Source organism: Streptococcus sp. HMSC056C01, assembly GCF_001811305.1.
Classification (GTDB): Bacteria; Bacillota; Bacilli; order Lactobacillales; family Streptococcaceae; genus Streptococcus.
Genome location: NZ_KV804214.1, coordinates 73,420 through 91,141 on the forward strand (window position 1 = coordinate 73,420; position 17,722 = coordinate 91,141).

Below are 17,722 nucleotides of genomic sequence, written 5' to 3' on the forward strand. Positions count from 1 at the left end.
CTCATGCGTTGGTTCGAATCCAGCTACCCCAGTTCTTAGGTAATAAATTCAAGATAAAAAGAAAAATATCTTAGGGTATTTTATTTTTATAATTGAAGGACGTGAACGATATAACATGTCTTTGCGGGTGCTTAGGAAAAAATTATAAGTATGTCAAGTTTAAGAAAAACTTGATTGTTGGAGGATTTTTTAGATGAACGAATTTGAAGATTTGCTAAATAGCGTTAGCCAAGTTGAGCCAGGTGATGTTGTTAGTGCTGAAGTATTGACAGTTGATGCTACTCAAGCTAATGTTGCAATCTCTGGAACTGGTGTTGAAGGTGTCTTGACTCTTCGCGAATTGACAAACGATCGCGATGCAGATATCAATGACTTTGTAAAAGTAGGTGAAGTATTGGATGTTCTTGTACTTCGTCAAGTAGTTGGTAAAGATACTGATACAGTAACATACCTTGTATCTAAAAAACGCCTTGAAGCTCGCAAAGCATGGGACAAACTTGTAGGACGTGAAGAAGAAGTTGTTACAGTTAAAGGAACTCGCGCTGTTAAGGGTGGACTTTCAGTAGAATTTGAAGGTGTACGTGGATTTATCCCAGCTTCAATGTTGGATACTCGTTTTGTACGTAACACTGAGCGTTTTGTAGGTCAAGAGTTTGATGCTAAAATCAAAGAAGTTGATCCTAAAGAAAACCGCTTCATCCTTTCACGTCGTGAAGTTGTAGAAGCAGCTACTGCAGCAGCTCGTGCTGAAGTATTCGGTAAATTGGCTGTTGGTGATGTTGTAACTGGTAAAGTTGCACGTATCACAAGCTTCGGTGCTTTCATCGACCTTGGTGGTGTTGATGGATTGGTTCACTTGACTGAATTGTCACACGAACGTAACGTTTCACCAAAATCAGTTGTAACTGTTGGTGAAGAAGTTGAAGTGAAAATCCTTGATCTTAACGAAGAAGAAGGACGTGTATCACTTTCACTTAAAGCTACAACACCTGGACCATGGGATGGCGTTGAGCAAAAATTGGCTAAAGGTGATGTTGTAGAAGGTACAGTTAAACGTTTGACTGACTTCGGTGCATTTGTTGAAGTATTGCCAGGTATCGATGGACTTGTTCACGTATCACAAATTTCACACAAACGTATTGAAAATCCAAAAGAAGCTCTTAAAGTTGGTCAAGAAGTTACTGTTAAAGTTCTTGAAGTTAACGCTGATGCAGAACGTGTATCTCTTTCTATCAAAGCTCTTGAAGAACGTCCAGCTCAAGAAGAAGGACAAAAAGAAGAAAAACGCGCTCCACGTCCACGTCGTCCAAAACGTCAAGAAAAACGTGATTTTGAACTTCCTGAAACTCAAACAGGATTCTCAATGGCTGACTTGTTCGGAGACATCGAACTTTAATCCATTCGAATTTGTATAAAATCCTTTGTTTTTAAAACAAGGGATTTTTCTTTTTTCTACTAGCATTTTTTGATATAATGGTCTTATGTTATATTCAGAAAAAGAATCACTTTATCAAACAACAATTGAACAGCTCTCTTATCTTTTAGAAGGAGAGCCCAATGTGTTGGCTAATCTATCAAATGCCAGTGCTCTGCTAAAAACAAGTTTTCCCAATACTGTTTTTGCAGGTTTCTATCTATTTGATGGGAATGAACTGATCTTGGGACCCTTTCAAGGTGGAGTTTCATGTGTACGAATCGCTCTTGGAAAAGGTGTTTGTGGAGAGTCTGCAGCTAGTCGTCAAACAGTGATTGTTGGTGATGTTAAAACCTACCCAAACTATATTTCTTGTGATAGTAGTGCTCGTAGTGAAATTGTTGTGCCGATGGTTAAAGAGGGACGTCTTCTGGGCGTTCTAGATTTAGATTCATCTCTTGTTGATGATTATGATGACTTGGATCTGAAATATCTAGAAGAGTTTGTTGCTATTTTGTTAGAGAAAACCGAATGGAATTTTTCAATGTTTGAGGAGAAAGCGTAATGTATCAGGCCCTTTATCGAAAATATAGAAGTCAAACATTTTCACAGTTAGTAGGCCAGGAAATTGTTGCAAAAACTCTGAAACAAGCCGTAGAGCAGGAAAAGATTAGCCATGCCTATCTATTTTCAGGGCCTCGTGGAACTGGAAAAACCAGTGTAGCCAAAATTTTTGCCAAGGCTATGAACTGCCCTAATCAAGAGGGAGGAGAACCTTGCAATAACTGTTATATCTGTCAAGCTGTAACAGATGGTAGCTTGGAAGACGTTATCGAAATGGACGCGGCATCTAACAATGGGGTGGATGAAATTCGTGATATCCGTGACAAATCAACCTATGCTCCAAGTATAGCTCAGTATAAGGTCTATATCATTGATGAGGTTCATATGCTTTCAACAGGAGCCTTCAATGCCCTTTTGAAAACTCTTGAAGAACCAACTCCTAATGTTGTTTTTATCCTAGCAACAACAGAGCTTCATAAGATTCCTGCAACCATTTTGTCTCGTGTTCAACGCTTCGAGTTCAAATCTATTAGAACTCAGGATATTCGAGATCATATTTTCCATATTTTAGAGAAGGAAGGGATTGCTTATGAGTCTGAAGCTGTCGAGATTATTGCTCGTCGAGCCGAAGGTGGTATGCGGGATGCTTTGTCCATTTTAGACCAAGCATTGAGTTTGACTCAAGATGCTAGATTAACAACAGCAGTTTCTGAGGAAATTACTGGGACTATTAGTTTAAGTGCTTTGGATAATTATGTGGCTGCCTTGGCACAAAAAGATGTGACTCGTGCTTTGGAAAATCTTAATTTGATTTTTGATAACGGAAAGAGCATGACACGATTTGTAACGGATTTGTTGCAATACTTGCGAGATATTTTGATCGTCCAAACTGGTGGGGAGAATACTCACTATAGTGATCTCTTTAAGGATAACTTAGGTCTTTCACAGGCTGTTTTGTTCGAGATGATTGGAATTGCAACAAGTAGTTTAGCTGATATTAAGGCTAGCTTACAGCCTAAGATTTATGCGGAAATGATGACCATTCGTTTGACAGAACTTGATTCCCAACCAGGACTTTCAGGTGATGTGGCTGAGGAATTATCTTCTCTTAGAGAAGAAGTTACTCGATTGAAACAGGCTCTGGCAAATGTTAACACAAGTCCCAAACAGACTACACCAACACCGAGTCGTCCAGTTAACAGCAAGTCAATTTATCGCGTAGATCGCAATAAGGTTCAGTCTATTCTTCAAGAAGCTGTTGAAAATCCTGATTTAGCCCGTCAAAATCTAATCCGTCTCCAAAATGCTTGGGGAGAAGTTATTGAAAGCTTATCAGGTCCAGATAAGGCGCTTTTAGTAGGTTCTCAACCTGTTGCGGCTAATGAGCATCACGCGATTCTTGCTTTTGAATCTAACTTCAATGCTGGCCAAACCATGAAACGTGATAATCTGAACACCATGTTTGGCAATATACTCAGTCAAGCAGCGGGATTTTCACCAGAGATTCTTGCTATTTCCATGGAAGAATGGAAAGAAGTCAGGGCTGATTTCTCAGCTAAGGCTAAATCGTCACAAGGTCAACCAGTTAAGGAAGAAGTGGAAGAATCTGTCCTTCCTCAAGGATTTGAATTTCTAGCGGATAAAGTGACCATAGAAGAAGATTAAAAGGATATTGTGACATAATACGATGAACAGACAACAATTTATAATCATGGCCTTATTTACTGCTGCTGAGACCTATTTCCTTAATGAATCCATCATGGAGCAACGGTATATTATGGCCTTGCTTTGGGCTATTTTAATCCTAAGAAATTTTAGAGTCAGCTATATTATGGGTAAAATTGTCAACGCTATTGATGACCATTTTCGAGGAAAGAAGTAACCCTCAGCTTCTAGACAAAATTAAAGCCTTTTAGGCTTTTTTTTGTTATACTATTAAAGTATATTTATTGACATTTTATCGTTTTTTACTAGAAAAATAAGGACAATTTTCTAGCGAAAATGGTAAAACGGATTGAAAAGAAAGGAATTATCATGTCAGTATTAGAGATCAAAGATCTTCACGTTGAAATTGAAGGAAAAGAAATTTTAAAAGGGGTTAACCTGACCCTGAAAACAGGCGAAATCGCCGCTATCATGGGGCCAAATGGAACTGGGAAATCAACTCTTTCTGCCGCTATCATGGGAAATCCTAACTATGAAGTAACCAAGGGTGAGGTTCTACTTGACGGCGTAAACATCCTTGAATTGGAAGTGGATGAGCGTGCGCGTATGGGGCTTTTCCTGGCTATGCAATACCCATCAGAAATTCCAGGAATTACCAATGCAGAATTCCTTCGTGCAGCTATAAATGCTGGTAAAGAAGATGATGAGAAGATTTCAGTGCGTGAGTTTATCACTAAGCTAGACGAAAAAATGGAATTGCTCAACATGAAAGAAGAAATGGCAGAGCGTTACCTCAACGAAGGTTTCTCAGGTGGTGAGAAAAAACGTAACGAAATTCTTCAACTCTTGATGTTGGAACCAACTTTCGCTCTTCTTGATGAGATTGACTCAGGTCTTGATATTGACGCTCTTAAAGTTGTTTCTAAAGGTGTTAATGCTATGCGTGGTGAAGGCTTTGGTGCTATGATTATTACTCACTACCAACGTCTTTTGAACTATATCACGCCAGACGTGGTACACGTTATGATGGAAGGTCGTGTTGTTCTTTCTGGTGGTCCAGAATTGGCGGCACGTTTGGAACGTGAAGGATACGCAAAATTAGCTGAAGAACTTGGCTATGACTACAAGGAAGAATTGTAATTCCCTCGTATCTTTTAGGAGAAGTAAATGACTAAAGAAACTATTAAACTTTTTTCAGAAATGCACGCTGAACCAAGCTGGTTGTCTGAACTCCGTCAAAAAGCTTTTGACAAAATTGAAAGCCTAGAATTACCAGTCATTGAGCGTGTTAAATTTCACCGTTGGAATCTTGGTGACGGAACTATCACAGAAAGCGAACCCTCAGCAAATGTTCCTGACTTCACAGCTTTAGATAATCATTTAAAGTTGGTGCAAGTTGGAACCCAAACTGTTTTTGAGCAAATTCCAGTTGAGTTGGCTGAACAGGGTGTTGTCTTCACAGACTTTCATTCAGCTTTAGAAGAAATTCCAGAGCTGATCGAAGAATTCTTCATGTCATCTGTTAAGTATGACGATGATAAATTAGCAGCCTACCACACAGCTTATTTCAATAGTGGTGCTGTTCTCTACATTCCTGATAATGTTGAGATTGCAGAACCAATCGAAGGAATTTTCTACCAAGATAGTGATAGCGATGTGCCGTTTAACAAGCATATTATGATTATCGCTGGTAAAAATTCTAAGATTAGTTATCTGGAACGTTTAGAGTCACGCGGTGAAGGAAGTGCCAGAGCAACTGCTAATATCACAGTAGAAGTAATTGCACGTTCTGGTGCTCAAGTAAAGTTTGCTGCGATTGACCGTCTAGGTGAAAACGTCACTGCTTACATTAGCCGTCGTGGTAAATTAGGCAACGATGCAAGTATTGACTGGGCTATCGGTGTCATGAACGAAGGAAATGTTGTTGCTGACTTTGATAGTGACCTATTTGGAAATGGTAGCCATGCAGACCTCAAGGTCGTAGCTCTTTCAAGCGGTCGTCAGGTGCAAGGGATTGATACTCGAGTAACTAACTATGGTTGCAACTCTATCGGTAATATCCTTCAACATGGAGTAATTCTTGAAAAAGCAACTTTGACCTTCAATGGTATTGGTCACATCATCAAGGGTGCTAAGGGAGCAGATGCCCAACAAGAAAGTCGTGTTCTCATGCTTTCAGATCAGGCTCGTTCAGACGCCAACCCAATTCTTTTGATTGATGAAAATGATGTCACTGCAGGACACGCAGCGTCTATCGGACAAGTTGATCCAGAAGACATGTATTACCTCATGAGTCGTGGATTGGATAAGGCAACTGCAGAACGTTTGGTTGTTCGTGGTTTCCTTGGATCAGTAATCGTTGAGATCCCAGTCAAGGAAGTTCGTGATGAAATGATTGCGACAATTGAAGAAAAATTGTCAAAACGCTAAGGGGAAGCCTATGTTAGATGTAGAAGCGATTCGCAAGGATTTTCCGATTTTAGATCAGATTGTCAATGACGAACCTCTGGTTTATTTGGATAATGCTGCGACGACACAAAAACCACTAGCTGTTCTTGAAGCGATTAATCACTACTATGAGCAGGACAATGCCAATGTTCACCGTGGGGTTCATACCTTGGCTGAAAGGGCGACAGCATCTTATGAAGCCGCTCGTGAAACCATTCGGAAGTTTATCAATGCAGACTCCACAAAGGAAGTTCTCTTTACCAGAGGTACGACAACTAGTCTTAATTGGGTAGCACGTTATGCTGAAGAAATCTTGACTGAGGGAGATCAGGTCTTGATTTCTGTCATGGAACATCACTCCAATATTATCCCATGGCAGGAAGCTTGCCGAAAGACTGGGGCAGAGCTTGTCTATGTCTATCTCAAGGATGGAGCTCTGGATATGGATGATTTGCGAGTTAAATTGACTGATAGAGTCAAGTTTTTCTCCCTAGCTCACGCCTCAAACGTTCTTGGAGTGGTTAATCCTATCAAAGAAATCACACAAATGGCTCACGAAGTTGGAGCCATCATGGTGGTAGATGGTGCTCAATCTACGCCTCATATGAAGATTGATGTCCAGGATTTGGATGTGGACTTCTTTGCCTTTTCAGGTCACAAGATGGCTGGTCCGACAGGCATCGGTGTTCTTTATGGCAAAGAAAAGTATTTGGAACAAATGTCACCAGTTGAATTTGGTGGCGAGATGATTGATTTTGTTTATGAACAATCTGCAAGCTGGAAGGAATTGCCTTGGAAATTTGAGGCTGGAACTCCCAATATGGCAGGTGCGATTGGCCTTGCGGCTGCAGTCGATTACCTAGAAAACATTGGTATGGATGCCATTGAAGCTCATGAACAAGAATTGATTGCATATGTCTTTCCAAAATTGCAGGCAATTGAGGGATTGACCATTTATGGTTCGCAAGATTTGGCTCAGCGTTCAGGAGTCATTGCCTTTAATCTAGGTGATCTTCATCCTCACGACCTTGCGACAGCTCTGGATTATGAAGGAGTAGCGGTTCGTGCCGGTCACCATTGCGCTCAACCTTTGCTCCAGTATTTAGAAGTTCCAGCAACAGCTCGTGCAAGTTTTTATATTTACAATACCAAGGCAGATTGCGACAAGTTAGTCGATGCTTTACAAAAGACAAAGGAGTTTTTCAATGGCACTTTCTAAACTAGATAGCCTCTATATGGCAGTGGTAGCAGACCATTCGAAAAATCCTCATCACCAAGGAAAGTTGGAAGACGCTGAGCAAATCAGTCTCAACAATCCAACCTGTGGAGATGTCATCAATCTCTCTGTCAAGTTTGATGCAGAGGATCGTTTAGAAAATATCGCTTTTCTAAATTCAGGCTGTACCATCTCAACTGCCTCTGCAAGTATGATGACAGATGCCGTTTTAGGAAAAACCAAACAAGAAATCTTAGAACTTGCGACTATCTTTTCTGAAATGGTCCAAGGACAAAAAGATGAGCGTCAAGACGAGCTTGGAGACGCAGCTTTCTTATCAGGTGTTGCTAAGTTCCCTCAACGGATCAAGTGCGCAACCCTCGCTTGGAACGCCCTTAAGAAAACAATAGAAAATCAAGAAAATAAATAAGACAAGTTTCTTTTGTCTTATGAATCGTTAGAATTAAAGAATGAAAGAAAGGATATTATGGCTGAAGAAAGAGTAGAACCAAAACCAATTGACCTTGGTGAATATAAATTTGGTTTCCATGACGATGTAGAGCCTGTCCTATCGACAGGAAAAGGATTGAATGAAGATGTCATTCGTGAACTATCAGCTGCCAAGGGAGAACCTGAGTGGATGTTAGAATTCCGTTTGAAGTCTTATGAAACCTTCAAAAAAATGCCCATGCAAACTTGGGGAGCAGACTTGTCAGAGATTGACTTTGATGACTTGATCTATTACCAAAAACCATCTGATAAACCAGCCCGTTCTTGGGATGAAGTTCCTGAAAAGATTAAAGAAACCTTTGAACGTATCGGGATTCCGGAAGCTGAGCGTGCTTATCTAGCAGGTGCCTCTGCCCAGTATGAGTCAGAAGTAGTTTACCATAACATGAAGGAAGAATTTGAGAAGTTAGGAATTATCTTTACAGATACAGATTCTGCCCTCAAAGAATACCCAGACTTGTTTAAACAATACTTTGCGAAGTTGGTTCCGCCGACAGATAACAAGTTGGCAGCCCTCAACTCAGCAGTGTGGTCAGGTGGAACCTTTATCTACGTACCAAAAGGTATCAAGGTTGATATTCCACTTCAAACTTACTTCCGTATCAACAACGAAAATACTGGTCAGTTTGAACGTACCTTAATTATCGTTGATGAGGGAGCAAGTGTCCACTACGTTGAAGGATGTACAGCACCAACTTATTCAAGCAACAGCCTGCATGCTGCTATTGTCGAAATCTTTGCTTTGGATGGAGCTTACATGCGTTATACAACCATCCAAAACTGGTCTGATAACGTCTATAACTTGGTAACAAAACGTGCTAAAGCTTTGAAAGATGCGACAGTTGAGTGGATTGATGGGAACTTGGGTGCCAAAACAACTATGAAATATCCATCTGTTTACCTTGATGGAGAAGGGGCGCGTGGAACCATGCTTTCTATTGCCTTTGCTAATGCAGGGCAACATCAGGATACTGGTGCCAAGATGATCCACAACGCTCCACATACCAGTTCGTCTATCGTGTCTAAGTCTATTGCAAAAGGTGGAGGTAAGGTAGACTACCGTGGACAAGTAACCTTTAATAAAAACTCTAAGAAATCTGTTTCTCACATCGAGTGTGACACCATTATCATGGATGACTTGTCAGCATCAGATACTATTCCGTTTAATGAAATCCACAACTCGCAAGTAGCTTTGGAACACGAAGCTAAGGTTTCTAAGATTTCAGAAGAACAATTGTATTACCTCATGAGTCGTGGATTGTCAGAATCCGAGGCAACAGAGATGATTGTCATGGGATTTGTGGAGCCCTTCACCAAAGAACTTCCAATGGAATATGCAGTTGAGCTGAACCGCTTGATTAGCTACGAAATGGAAGGATCAGTTGGATAATTTTTATAAAGAAAAACTGAGGCTGGGACAAAAGTCCTAGCCTCTTAATTGGCTTTGGATTGTCGAGCAAGACGCAGTGGTTGAGTGGGCTCTACTACGCTTATTTCATCAGCTTTTACATCCTTACTCAACTGTGCGGAGGTGGGACGACGAAATCGTATTCTAACGAATTACCGATTTCTGTCCCACTCTCAGTTTTTTTGGTTTATGAGGCTAATAAATATTCACAAAAATCCTTATATATGATAAAATAATACAATCTTATAAATTTGGAGATGAATGATGAATATTTTTAGAACCAAGGACGTTAGTCTAGGTAAAACAGAAATGCATCGTCATTTAAAACTATGGGATTTAATTCTTTTGGGAATTGGTGCTATGGTGGGAACTGGTATTTTCACCATTACAGGAACAGCTGCAGCAACACTAGCAGGGCCTGCTCTTGTTGTATCTATCGTGATTTCTGCGATTTGTGTGTCCTTATCCGCCCTCTTTTTCGCAGAATTTGCCTCTCGTGTTCCTGCAACGGGTGGAGCATATAGTTATTTATATGCAATTTTGGGTGAATTTCCAGCTTGGATAGCTGGTTGGTTAACCATTATGGAATTTATGACAGCAGTTTCAGGTGTTGCCTCTGGTTGGGCAGCCTATTTTAAAGGTTTGCTAAGTCATTATGGAATTTCCTTGCCACAAGTCTTGAATGGAACTTTTAATCCTGAACATGGTACTTATATTGATTTTTTACCAATTTTAGTAATTCTACTTGTTACAGGTGTTGTACTTTTAAATTCGAAAGCAGCTCTTCGTTTTAATTCTATTCTTGTTGTTTTAAAATTTTCTGCTCTTGCCTTATTTATCCTGGTTGGTATTTGGTACATTAAACCTGAAAATTGGTCAGATTTTGCACCATTTGGTTTTGGTCAGATTTATGGAGGAAGCACTGGAATTATGGCAGGTGCTTCACTCATGTTCTTTGGATTCTTAGGTTTTGAGTCCATTTCTATGGCAGTTGATGAAATTCAAAGCCCACAAAAGAATATTCCACGTGGGATTGTTTTATCCTTAACCATTGTAACCATTCTGTATGCCTTGGTTACCTTGATATTGACAGGTATCGTTCACTATAGCAAGCTCAATGTTGATGATGCAGTGGCTTTTGCTCTTAGAAGTATTGGTATTGGTTGGGCAGCTAATTATGTTTCACTTGTTGCAATTTTTACCTTGATTACGGTATGTATTTCCATGACCTATGCCTTGTCACGAATGATTTATAGCTTGGCCCGAGATGGACTATTACCTCAAAGCTTCAAACAAGTAACCAAGACTAGTCGCGTTCCAAAGAATGCAACCATTTTGACAGGTGGAGTTTCAGCGATAGCAGCTGGGATCTTCCCTCTGGCAAGTATCGCAGCCTTTCTCAATATCTGTACTTTAGCCTATCTTATTCTCTTAGCCTATGGAATTATCAAATTGAGAAAAGATAAGGGTATGCCCAAAGAGGGAGAATTTAAAACTCCCCTGGTTCCTTTTTTACCAATCTTGTCTATTCTGATTTGCCTCTCATTCATGCTTCAGTATACCCTTGAAACATGGATGGCATTTGGCCTTGCTTTATTAATAGGAATTGTAATTTACTTTGTTTATGGATATAACCATTCGACTGTAGCTGAAAATGAATAAAGAAAAAATCTTGAATTGCCATGATTTAGAACGTAGATAACAGCCTATCTGTAATTGAAAAATTGTCCTTATAGGCTTATAGGATGGTTGGCTACCATATAGTGAAAACTCTTAGAAATGCTGAGAAAATGCTATTTTTAAGAGTTTTTTATTTTCCCTAATAAAAAAGATTGAAGAAAATTATCCAAAATGGACTTTTTCTTCAATCTGAACCTTGAATTCTAGTAATTTTTATAACTTTTCATTTACGAATTGAACAAATCGATTCCACCAAATCTTTAAGAAGAAAGCTTTTCCGACATTTTTTTCTGCGACCATATCAAAACTAGGTTTATCACTTGTAATGTATCCTTGACCAACTAGATCCTTGTCTTCGTAGGTCAGATGTCCAACGACAGTTCCGGCCTCAAGTGGAGCAGTGTGTTCAGTTGTGTCTGCTGTGTAAGTGATAGTTGATTGTGTACGACTACCAAGACGTTGAACGATTTTGATATCTTCTTTTGCAACAGCCGTAACAGTACCTTCCTTCCCATCTAATACAGGTGATTTACTATCTTCATAACTTTCTCCTTGCTTGACGATTGTCTGTAGAGAAAAGTTTGATGAGATGTAATCTAAAATAGAAGAAGTAGCTGTGAAGCGTGCATATGGATTAGTATCTTGGTTGTCAGCGTTTAAGACAACAGTGATAATACGCATTCCTTTTTCTACAGTCGTACCTACAAAGGATGCTCCAGCTTTATCAGTCGTACCAGTTTTAAGTCCATCAACACCACCACGATAGGCAGGCATTCCTTCCAACATATAGTTAGTAGAATGAATGGTCATCCCTGCAAAAGTAGAAGAAGGCTTCTTTGTGATTTCTAACACTTGAGGATACTTAAGGATGAGATTGCGAGCAACGACAGCAACATCATAAGCGCTCAATTTGTTTTCATCATCTTTTTTAGATCCTGGATAGATATTATTTCCAAGAGTTTCATTATTGAGTCCAGTTGTGTTGACAAGTGTAGCATCTTGAATCCTCCATTCTTGGAGTTTGGCCTTCATCATATCTACAAAGTCCTTCTCAGAACCAGCAATTTTTTCAGCTAAGGCAATAGCAGCACTGTTAGCGCTAGATACCAAAGTCACTTCTAGTAACTCTTCAACAGTGTAATTTCTAGCTTCCATGGGAACATTACTAGCTGCAGAATTAGTTGTCAACTGGTAGGGATAATCAGAAATTTCTACAGGAGTAGAAAGAGAGATTTTCCCCTGTTCCAAGGCTTCGTAAACTAGATAAACAGTTAGCAATTTGCTAATAGAAGCAATTTCAACAGGTTGAGTAGCATCCTTTTCATATAAAATCTTACCACTATTAGCTTCAACAGCAATAGCATGTTTTGCAGCTACATCAAAATCCTGGGCAGCAACAGTTGTTGCTGAAGCAAATGAAAAGAGCGTTATTAAGGTTAAAAATAATTTCTTCATAGTAACTTTATTCTATCATAAAGACAAAAGATATTCTTGTTTTTTTGATGAAAGTTATCAATCTTTTTTGAAATATGGTAAAATAGTGTAAAGAGGAGGTGGCCTATGTTTCGGAGAAACAAACTATTCTTCTGGACAACTGAAATTTTATTAATAACCTTAATTTTCTATCTATGGAAAGAAATGGGTGCTATTATTACACCCTTTGTTAGTGTTGCGAATACTATCATGATTCCTTTTTTATTGGGAGGATTTTTGTATTACCTAACCAATCCAATTGTTATTTTTTTAGAGAAGGAATGTAAAATCAATAGAATTATTGGAATTTTGTTAACCCTTTGTGCCTTAGTTTGTGCAATCGTACTTAGTTTTTTCTATTTGCTACCGATTTTGATTAATCAGTTGAGTAGCTTAATTTACTCGAGTCAAAACATTTATGGTCGTCTTCAGGATTTAGTCATTGAGTTATCAAAACATCCAGCACTTCAAAATTTAGATATCCAACAAACTATTCAGCAACTGAATCTCTCTTATGTTGATATTTTGCAAAATATCTTAAACAGTGTGACAAATAGTGTTGGGAGTGTTCTATCTGCACTCGTAAGTACTGTATTGATAATCATCATGACACCAGTTTTCTTGATTTACTTCCTACTTGATGGGCATAAATTTTTACCAATGCTAGAGAGGACTGTCCTAAAACGAGATAAACTGCATATATCTGGTTTATTAACAAATTTGAATACAACTATTTCTCGTTATATTAGCGGTGTTTCAATCGATGCAGTCATTATTGGATGTTTGGCTTTTATTGGCTATAGTGTGATTGGATTGAAGTATGCCTTGGTGTTCGCTATTTTTTCTGGTTTGGCTAATTTGATTCCATATGTTGGACCAAGTATTGGTTTGATCCCAATGATTATCTCAAATCTCTTTACAGATCCCCATAAAATGATTATTGCTGTCATTTATATGTTGATTATTCAGCAAGTTGATGGAAATATTTTATATCCACGTATCGTGGGTGGGGTTATGAAGGTTCACCCAATTACTATTTTAGTCTTACTTTTATTATCAAGTAATATTTATGGTGTGATTGGGATGATTGTTGCTGTTCCAACCTACTCAATTTTAAAAGAGATTGCTAAATTCTTAGCCAGATTGTATGAAAATCATAAGGAAGCACAAGAAGTTGAAAAGCACTTATCAGAATAAAGATGTCGGGATAAAAAATCCCGACCTTTTTTTGATCATTGTATCTTTGGCGCTGTAGTTGATCAACCTTTTTATTGGTTTTCAAACTCTCAAATCTCTTATAATGAAACTTTAATTTTTCTATACATAAATTTTTTACAAACAACTGAATGATTGAAGTCTTTCGGGGCTGGAAATAGGAGATTCAGACTTGGGTTATCAATTTATGGTCTATCGCCTTTTGCTAAAATAAGCCTATTTATAGATATTTTAAATAAATTGGTAGAGGAAGTAGAGCAAGAATAAGAATAATTCACAAAAACTTTGTAAAACACTTGCAATTTAGCTGAAATTTGATAAAATAGTAAGGAAAGTTAGACTGTATTGCCTACTGTCTATCTATAAAATATATTTTATTGGAGGCTTTTACTCAAATGGCAAAAGAAAAATACGATCGTAGTAAACCACACGTTAACATTGGTACTATCGGACACGTTGACCACGGTAAAACTACCCTAACTGCAGCTATCACAACTGTTTTGGCACGTCGCTTGCCTTCAGCAGTTAACCAACCTAAAGACTATGCGTCTATCGATGCTGCTCCAGAAGAACGCGAACGCGGTATCACAATCAACACTGCGCACGTTGAGTACGAAACTGAAAAACGTCACTACGCTCACATCGACGCTCCAGGACACGCGGACTACGTTAAAAACATGATCACTGGTGCCGCTCAAATGGACGGAGCTATCCTTGTAGTAGCTTCAACTGACGGACCAATGCCACAAACTCGTGAGCACATCCTTCTTTCACGTCAGGTTGGTGTTAAACACCTTATCGTCTTCATGAACAAGATCGACTTGGTTGACGACGAAGAATTGCTTGAATTGGTTGAAATGGAAATCCGTGACCTTCTTTCAGAATACGACTTCCCAGGTGATGATCTTCCAGTTATCCAAGGTTCAGCTCTTAAAGCTCTTGAAGGTGACTCTAAATACGAAGACATCATCATGGAATTGATGAACACTGTTGATGAGTACATTCCAGAACCAGAACGTGACACTGACAAACCATTGCTTCTTCCAGTCGAAGACGTATTCTCAATCACTGGACGTGGTACAGTTGCTTCAGGACGTATCGACCGTGGTACTGTTCGTGTCAACGACGAAATCGAAATCGTTGGTATCAAAGAAGAAACTAAAAAAGCTGTTGTTACTGGTGTTGAAATGTTCCGTAAACAACTTGACGAAGGTCTTGCAGGAGACAACGTAGGTGTCCTTCTTCGTGGTGTTCAACGTGACGAAATCGAACGTGGACAAGTTATCGCTAAACCAGGTTCAATCAACCCACACACTAAATTCAAAGGTGAAGTTTACATCCTTACTAAAGAAGAAGGTGGACGTCACACTCCATTCTTCAACAACTACCGTCCACAATTCTACTTCCGTACTACTGACGTTACAGGTTCAATCGAACTTCCAGCAGGTACTGAAATGGTAATGCCAGGTGATAACGTGACAATCGACGTTGAGTTGATCCACCCAATCGCCGTAGAACAAGGTACTACATTCTCTATCCGTGAGGGTGGACGTACTGTTGGTTCAGGTATGGTTACAGAAATCGAAGCTTAATTCGATTTAGTTCCCAGAAGAACAATTATTTAAGTCAGACACTAAAAGAATCTTGCTTTGCAAGGTTCTTTTTTTGCGGTCAGAGTGAGAGAGTTCCTTTTTTACAATTTCATAAAATCATGGTAAAATGGTTAAATATTAAATTTGGAGAAAAATATGAAGTACAAGCGTATCGTATTTAAAGTGGGGACTTCATCTTTGACTCATAAAGATGGAAGTTTATCTCGCAGTAAAGTAAAAGCAATTACACAGCAGCTTGCAATGCTACATGAAGCTGGTCATGAGCTGATTTTAGTATCTTCGGGGGCTGTTGCGGCAGGTTTTGGAGCCTTGGGATTTAAGAAACGACCGACAAAGATTGCGGATAAGCAGGCTTCAGCGGCGGTTGGTCAAGGATTGCTTCTGGAAGAATATACAACAAATTTGCTCTTAAGACAGATTGTTTCAGCGCAAATCTTGCTAACTCAGGATGATTTTGTCGATAAGCGACGTTATAAAAATGCCCATCAAGCTTTATCAGTCCTTCTTAATCGTGGTGCAATTCCTATTATCAATGAAAATGACAGTGTCGTTATTGATGAGCTCAAGGTCGGGGATAATGATACGCTCAGTGCTCAGGTAGCTGCAATGGTGCAGGCAGATCTTTTGGTTCTCTTAACAGATGTAGACGGTCTTTATACTGGTAATCCTAACTCGGATCCAAGAGCTAAACGCTTGGAGCGAATCGAGACCATCAATCGTGAAATTATCGATATGGCTGGCGGAGCAGGTTCATCTAATGGAACTGGAGGTATGCTGACTAAGATAAAGGCAGCGACCATTGCGACAGAGTCAGGAGTTCCTGTTTATATCTGCTCATCCTTGAAAGCTGATGCCATGATTGAGGCGGCTGAGGAGACCAAGGACGGTTCTTACTTTATTGCACAGGAGAAGGGGCTCCGTACCCAGAAACAATGGCTAGCCTTTTATGCCAAAAGTCAGGGAGCAATTTGGGTTGATAAAGGAGCTGCAGAAGCTCTCTCTCAACATGGTAAAAGTCTACTTTTATCAGGTGTTGTAGATGTTGAGAGCAACTTTTCTTATGGCGATATTGTTACGGTTTTTGATAAGGAGACTGGAAAATCACTCGGAAAAGGTAGAGTACAACTAGGTGCATCGGGGCTGAAAGATGTCCTTCGATCTCAAAAAGCCAAGGGGGTCTTGATCCACCGTGATGACTGGATTTCCATTACTCCTGAAATCCAACTACTCTTTACAGAATTTTGAGGTAAACTATGGTAAGTACACAAGAACAATTTGAACAGGTACAGGCTGTTAAAAAATCGATCAATACAGCTAGTGAAGAGGTGAAAAACCAAGCCTTGCTAGCCATGGCTGATCACTTATTAGCAGCTACTGAAGAGATTTTAACAGCTAATGCTAACGATATGGAAGCGGCCAAAGGTAAAATCTCAGATGTTATGCTGGATCGTCTTTATTTGGATGCAGGGCGTATAGAAGCTATGGCAACTGGGATTCGTGAAGTAGTTGCTTTACCAGATCCAATCGGTGAAGTTTTAGAAACTAGTCAGCTTGAAAACGGCCTGGCCATCACCAAGAAACGTGTAGCCATGGGGGTTATCGGTATTATCTATGAAAGCCGTCCAAATGTGACGTCTGATGCAGCTGCTTTGGCTCTTAAGAGTGGAAATGCGGTTGTTCTTCGTAGTGGTAAGGATGCCTATCAAACAGCTCATGCTATTGTCATAGCCTTGAAAAAGGGCTTGGAGACAACGACTATTCATCCAGATGTCATTCAATTAGTAGAAGATACTAGCCGTGAAAGTAGTTATGCCATGATGAAGGCCAAGGGCTATCTAGACCTCCTTATTCCTCGTGGGGGTGCTGGTTTGATCAATGCCGTGGTTGAAAATGCTATTGTACCTGTTATCGAGACAGGGACTGGGATTGTCCATGTCTATGTGGATAAGGATGCAGACGAAGACAAGGCTCTGTCTATCATCAACAATGCTAAAACTAGTCGTCCCTCTGTTTGCAATGCCATGGAGGTTCTACTTGTTCATGAAGACAAGGCAGCAAACTTCCTTCCTCGCTTGGAGCAAGTTCTGGTTGCTGATCGAAAAGAAGCTGGGTTGGAACCAATTCAATTCCGCTTGGATAGCAAAGCAAGCCAGTTTGTTTCAGGTCAAGCAGCTGAGGCCCAAGACTTTGACACGGAGTTTTTAGACTATGTCCTTGCTGTTAAGGTTGTGAGCAGTTTAGAAGAAGCGGTTGCCCATATTGAAGCCCACAGTACCCATCATTCGGATGCCGTTGTGACTGAAAATGCTGAGGCTGCAACTTACTTTACAGATCAAGTGGACTCGGCGGCGGTTTATGTCAATGCCTCAACACGTTTCACAGATGGAGGCCAATTTGGTCTTGGCTGTGAAATGGGGATTTCTACTCAGAAGTTGCATGCGCGTGGTCCAATGGGCTTGAAGGAATTGACCAGCTACAAATATGTAGTTACTGGTGATGGACAGATAAGGGAGTAA

General features: G+C 39.8%; 15 protein-coding genes. 14 read left to right on the top strand and 1 reads right to left on the bottom strand.

Annotated features, from left to right (window positions below):
* Window positions 1–193: 193 nt before the first annotated feature.
* The 10 genes from rpsA (at window position 194) to HMPREF2795_RS08960 (ending at window position 10,887) form a co-directional block, all read left to right on the top strand.
* Window positions 194–1,396 carry a 30S ribosomal protein S1 gene (gene rpsA / locus HMPREF2795_RS08915; protein ID WP_001001618.1) on the top strand — a complete coding sequence of 401 codons (1,203 nt, stop codon included), beginning with the start codon at window positions 194–196 and terminating at the stop codon, window positions 1,394–1,396.
* A gap of 85 nt (window positions 1,397–1,481) precedes the next feature.
* Window positions 1,482–1,979: a GAF domain-containing protein gene (locus HMPREF2795_RS08920; protein ID WP_075228679.1), complete on the top strand. Its 498-nt coding sequence runs from the start codon at window positions 1,482–1,484 to the stop codon at window positions 1,977–1,979.
* Window positions 1,979–3,643 carry a DNA polymerase III subunit gamma/tau gene (dnaX, locus tag HMPREF2795_RS08925; protein WP_075228680.1) on the top strand — a complete coding sequence of 555 codons (1,665 nt, stop codon included), beginning with the start codon at window positions 1,979–1,981 and terminating at the stop codon, window positions 3,641–3,643. Before HMPREF2795_RS08920 ends, dnaX begins: the two co-directional genes overlap by 1 nt.
* A gap of 22 nt (window positions 3,644–3,665) precedes the next feature.
* Window positions 3,666–3,860 (top strand): DUF3272 family protein, encoded by a 195-nt coding sequence (locus HMPREF2795_RS08930; protein ID WP_049503772.1) that lies wholly within the window; start codon window positions 3,666–3,668, stop codon window positions 3,858–3,860.
* A gap of 152 nt (window positions 3,861–4,012) precedes the next feature.
* Window positions 4,013–4,783 carry a Fe-S cluster assembly ATPase SufC gene (sufC, locus tag HMPREF2795_RS08935; protein ID WP_075228681.1) on the top strand — a complete coding sequence of 257 codons (771 nt, stop codon included), beginning with the start codon at window positions 4,013–4,015 and terminating at the stop codon, window positions 4,781–4,783.
* Between the two features lie 27 nt (window positions 4,784–4,810).
* Window positions 4,811–6,073, top strand: coding sequence for a Fe-S cluster assembly protein SufD (gene sufD / locus HMPREF2795_RS08940; protein WP_075228682.1), 1,263 nt, complete (start codon window positions 4,811–4,813; stop codon window positions 6,071–6,073).
* 10 nt (window positions 6,074–6,083) lie between these two features.
* Entirely contained in the window at window positions 6,084–7,310 is a 1,227-nt protein-coding gene (locus tag HMPREF2795_RS08945; RefSeq protein WP_075228683.1) for a cysteine desulfurase, read from the top strand.
* The gene (gene sufU, locus HMPREF2795_RS08950) at window positions 7,297–7,737 is read left to right on the top strand and encodes a Fe-S cluster assembly sulfur transfer protein SufU (protein ID WP_061863206.1); all 441 of its coding nucleotides are present in this window, start codon (window positions 7,297–7,299) and stop codon (window positions 7,735–7,737) included. The genes HMPREF2795_RS08945 and sufU overlap by 14 nt, the downstream gene beginning before the upstream one ends.
* 57 nt (window positions 7,738–7,794) lie before the next feature.
* Window positions 7,795–9,207, top strand: a complete 1,413-nt coding sequence (sufB, locus tag HMPREF2795_RS08955) for a Fe-S cluster assembly protein SufB (protein ID WP_061863205.1) — start codon at window positions 7,795–7,797, stop codon at window positions 9,205–9,207.
* 282 nt (window positions 9,208–9,489) lie between these two features.
* Complete coding sequence (locus HMPREF2795_RS08960) at window positions 9,490–10,887, top strand: APC family permease (RefSeq protein WP_061863204.1); 1,398 nt, start codon at window positions 9,490–9,492, stop codon at window positions 10,885–10,887.
* A 231-nt stretch (window positions 10,888–11,118) separates the two neighbouring features.
* Here HMPREF2795_RS08960 and pbp3 read toward each other — a convergent pair whose 3' ends face one another.
* Entirely contained in the window at window positions 11,119–12,360 is a 1,242-nt protein-coding gene (gene pbp3 / locus HMPREF2795_RS08965) for a D-alanyl-D-alanine carboxypeptidase PBP3 (protein WP_075228684.1), read from the bottom strand.
* A 105-nt stretch (window positions 12,361–12,465) separates the two neighbouring features.
* Here pbp3 and HMPREF2795_RS08970 point away from each other — a divergent pair, with 105 nt between their 5' ends.
* The 4 genes from HMPREF2795_RS08970 (at window position 12,466) to HMPREF2795_RS08985 (ending at window position 17,722) form a co-directional block, all read left to right on the top strand.
* On the top strand, window positions 12,466–13,575 hold the full coding sequence (locus HMPREF2795_RS08970) for an AI-2E family transporter (RefSeq protein ID WP_075228685.1): 1,110 nt from the start codon (window positions 12,466–12,468) through the stop codon (window positions 13,573–13,575).
* A gap of 413 nt (window positions 13,576–13,988) precedes the next feature.
* Entirely contained in the window at window positions 13,989–15,185 is a 1,197-nt protein-coding gene (gene tuf / locus HMPREF2795_RS08975; RefSeq protein WP_001040718.1) for an elongation factor Tu, read from the top strand.
* Between the two features lie 156 nt (window positions 15,186–15,341).
* Complete coding sequence (proB, locus tag HMPREF2795_RS08980) at window positions 15,342–16,451, top strand: glutamate 5-kinase (RefSeq protein WP_075228686.1); 1,110 nt, start codon at window positions 15,342–15,344, stop codon at window positions 16,449–16,451.
* 8 nt (window positions 16,452–16,459) lie between these two features.
* Window positions 16,460–17,722 carry a glutamate-5-semialdehyde dehydrogenase gene (locus HMPREF2795_RS08985; protein ID WP_075228687.1) on the top strand — a complete coding sequence of 421 codons (1,263 nt, stop codon included), beginning with the start codon at window positions 16,460–16,462 and terminating at the stop codon, window positions 17,720–17,722.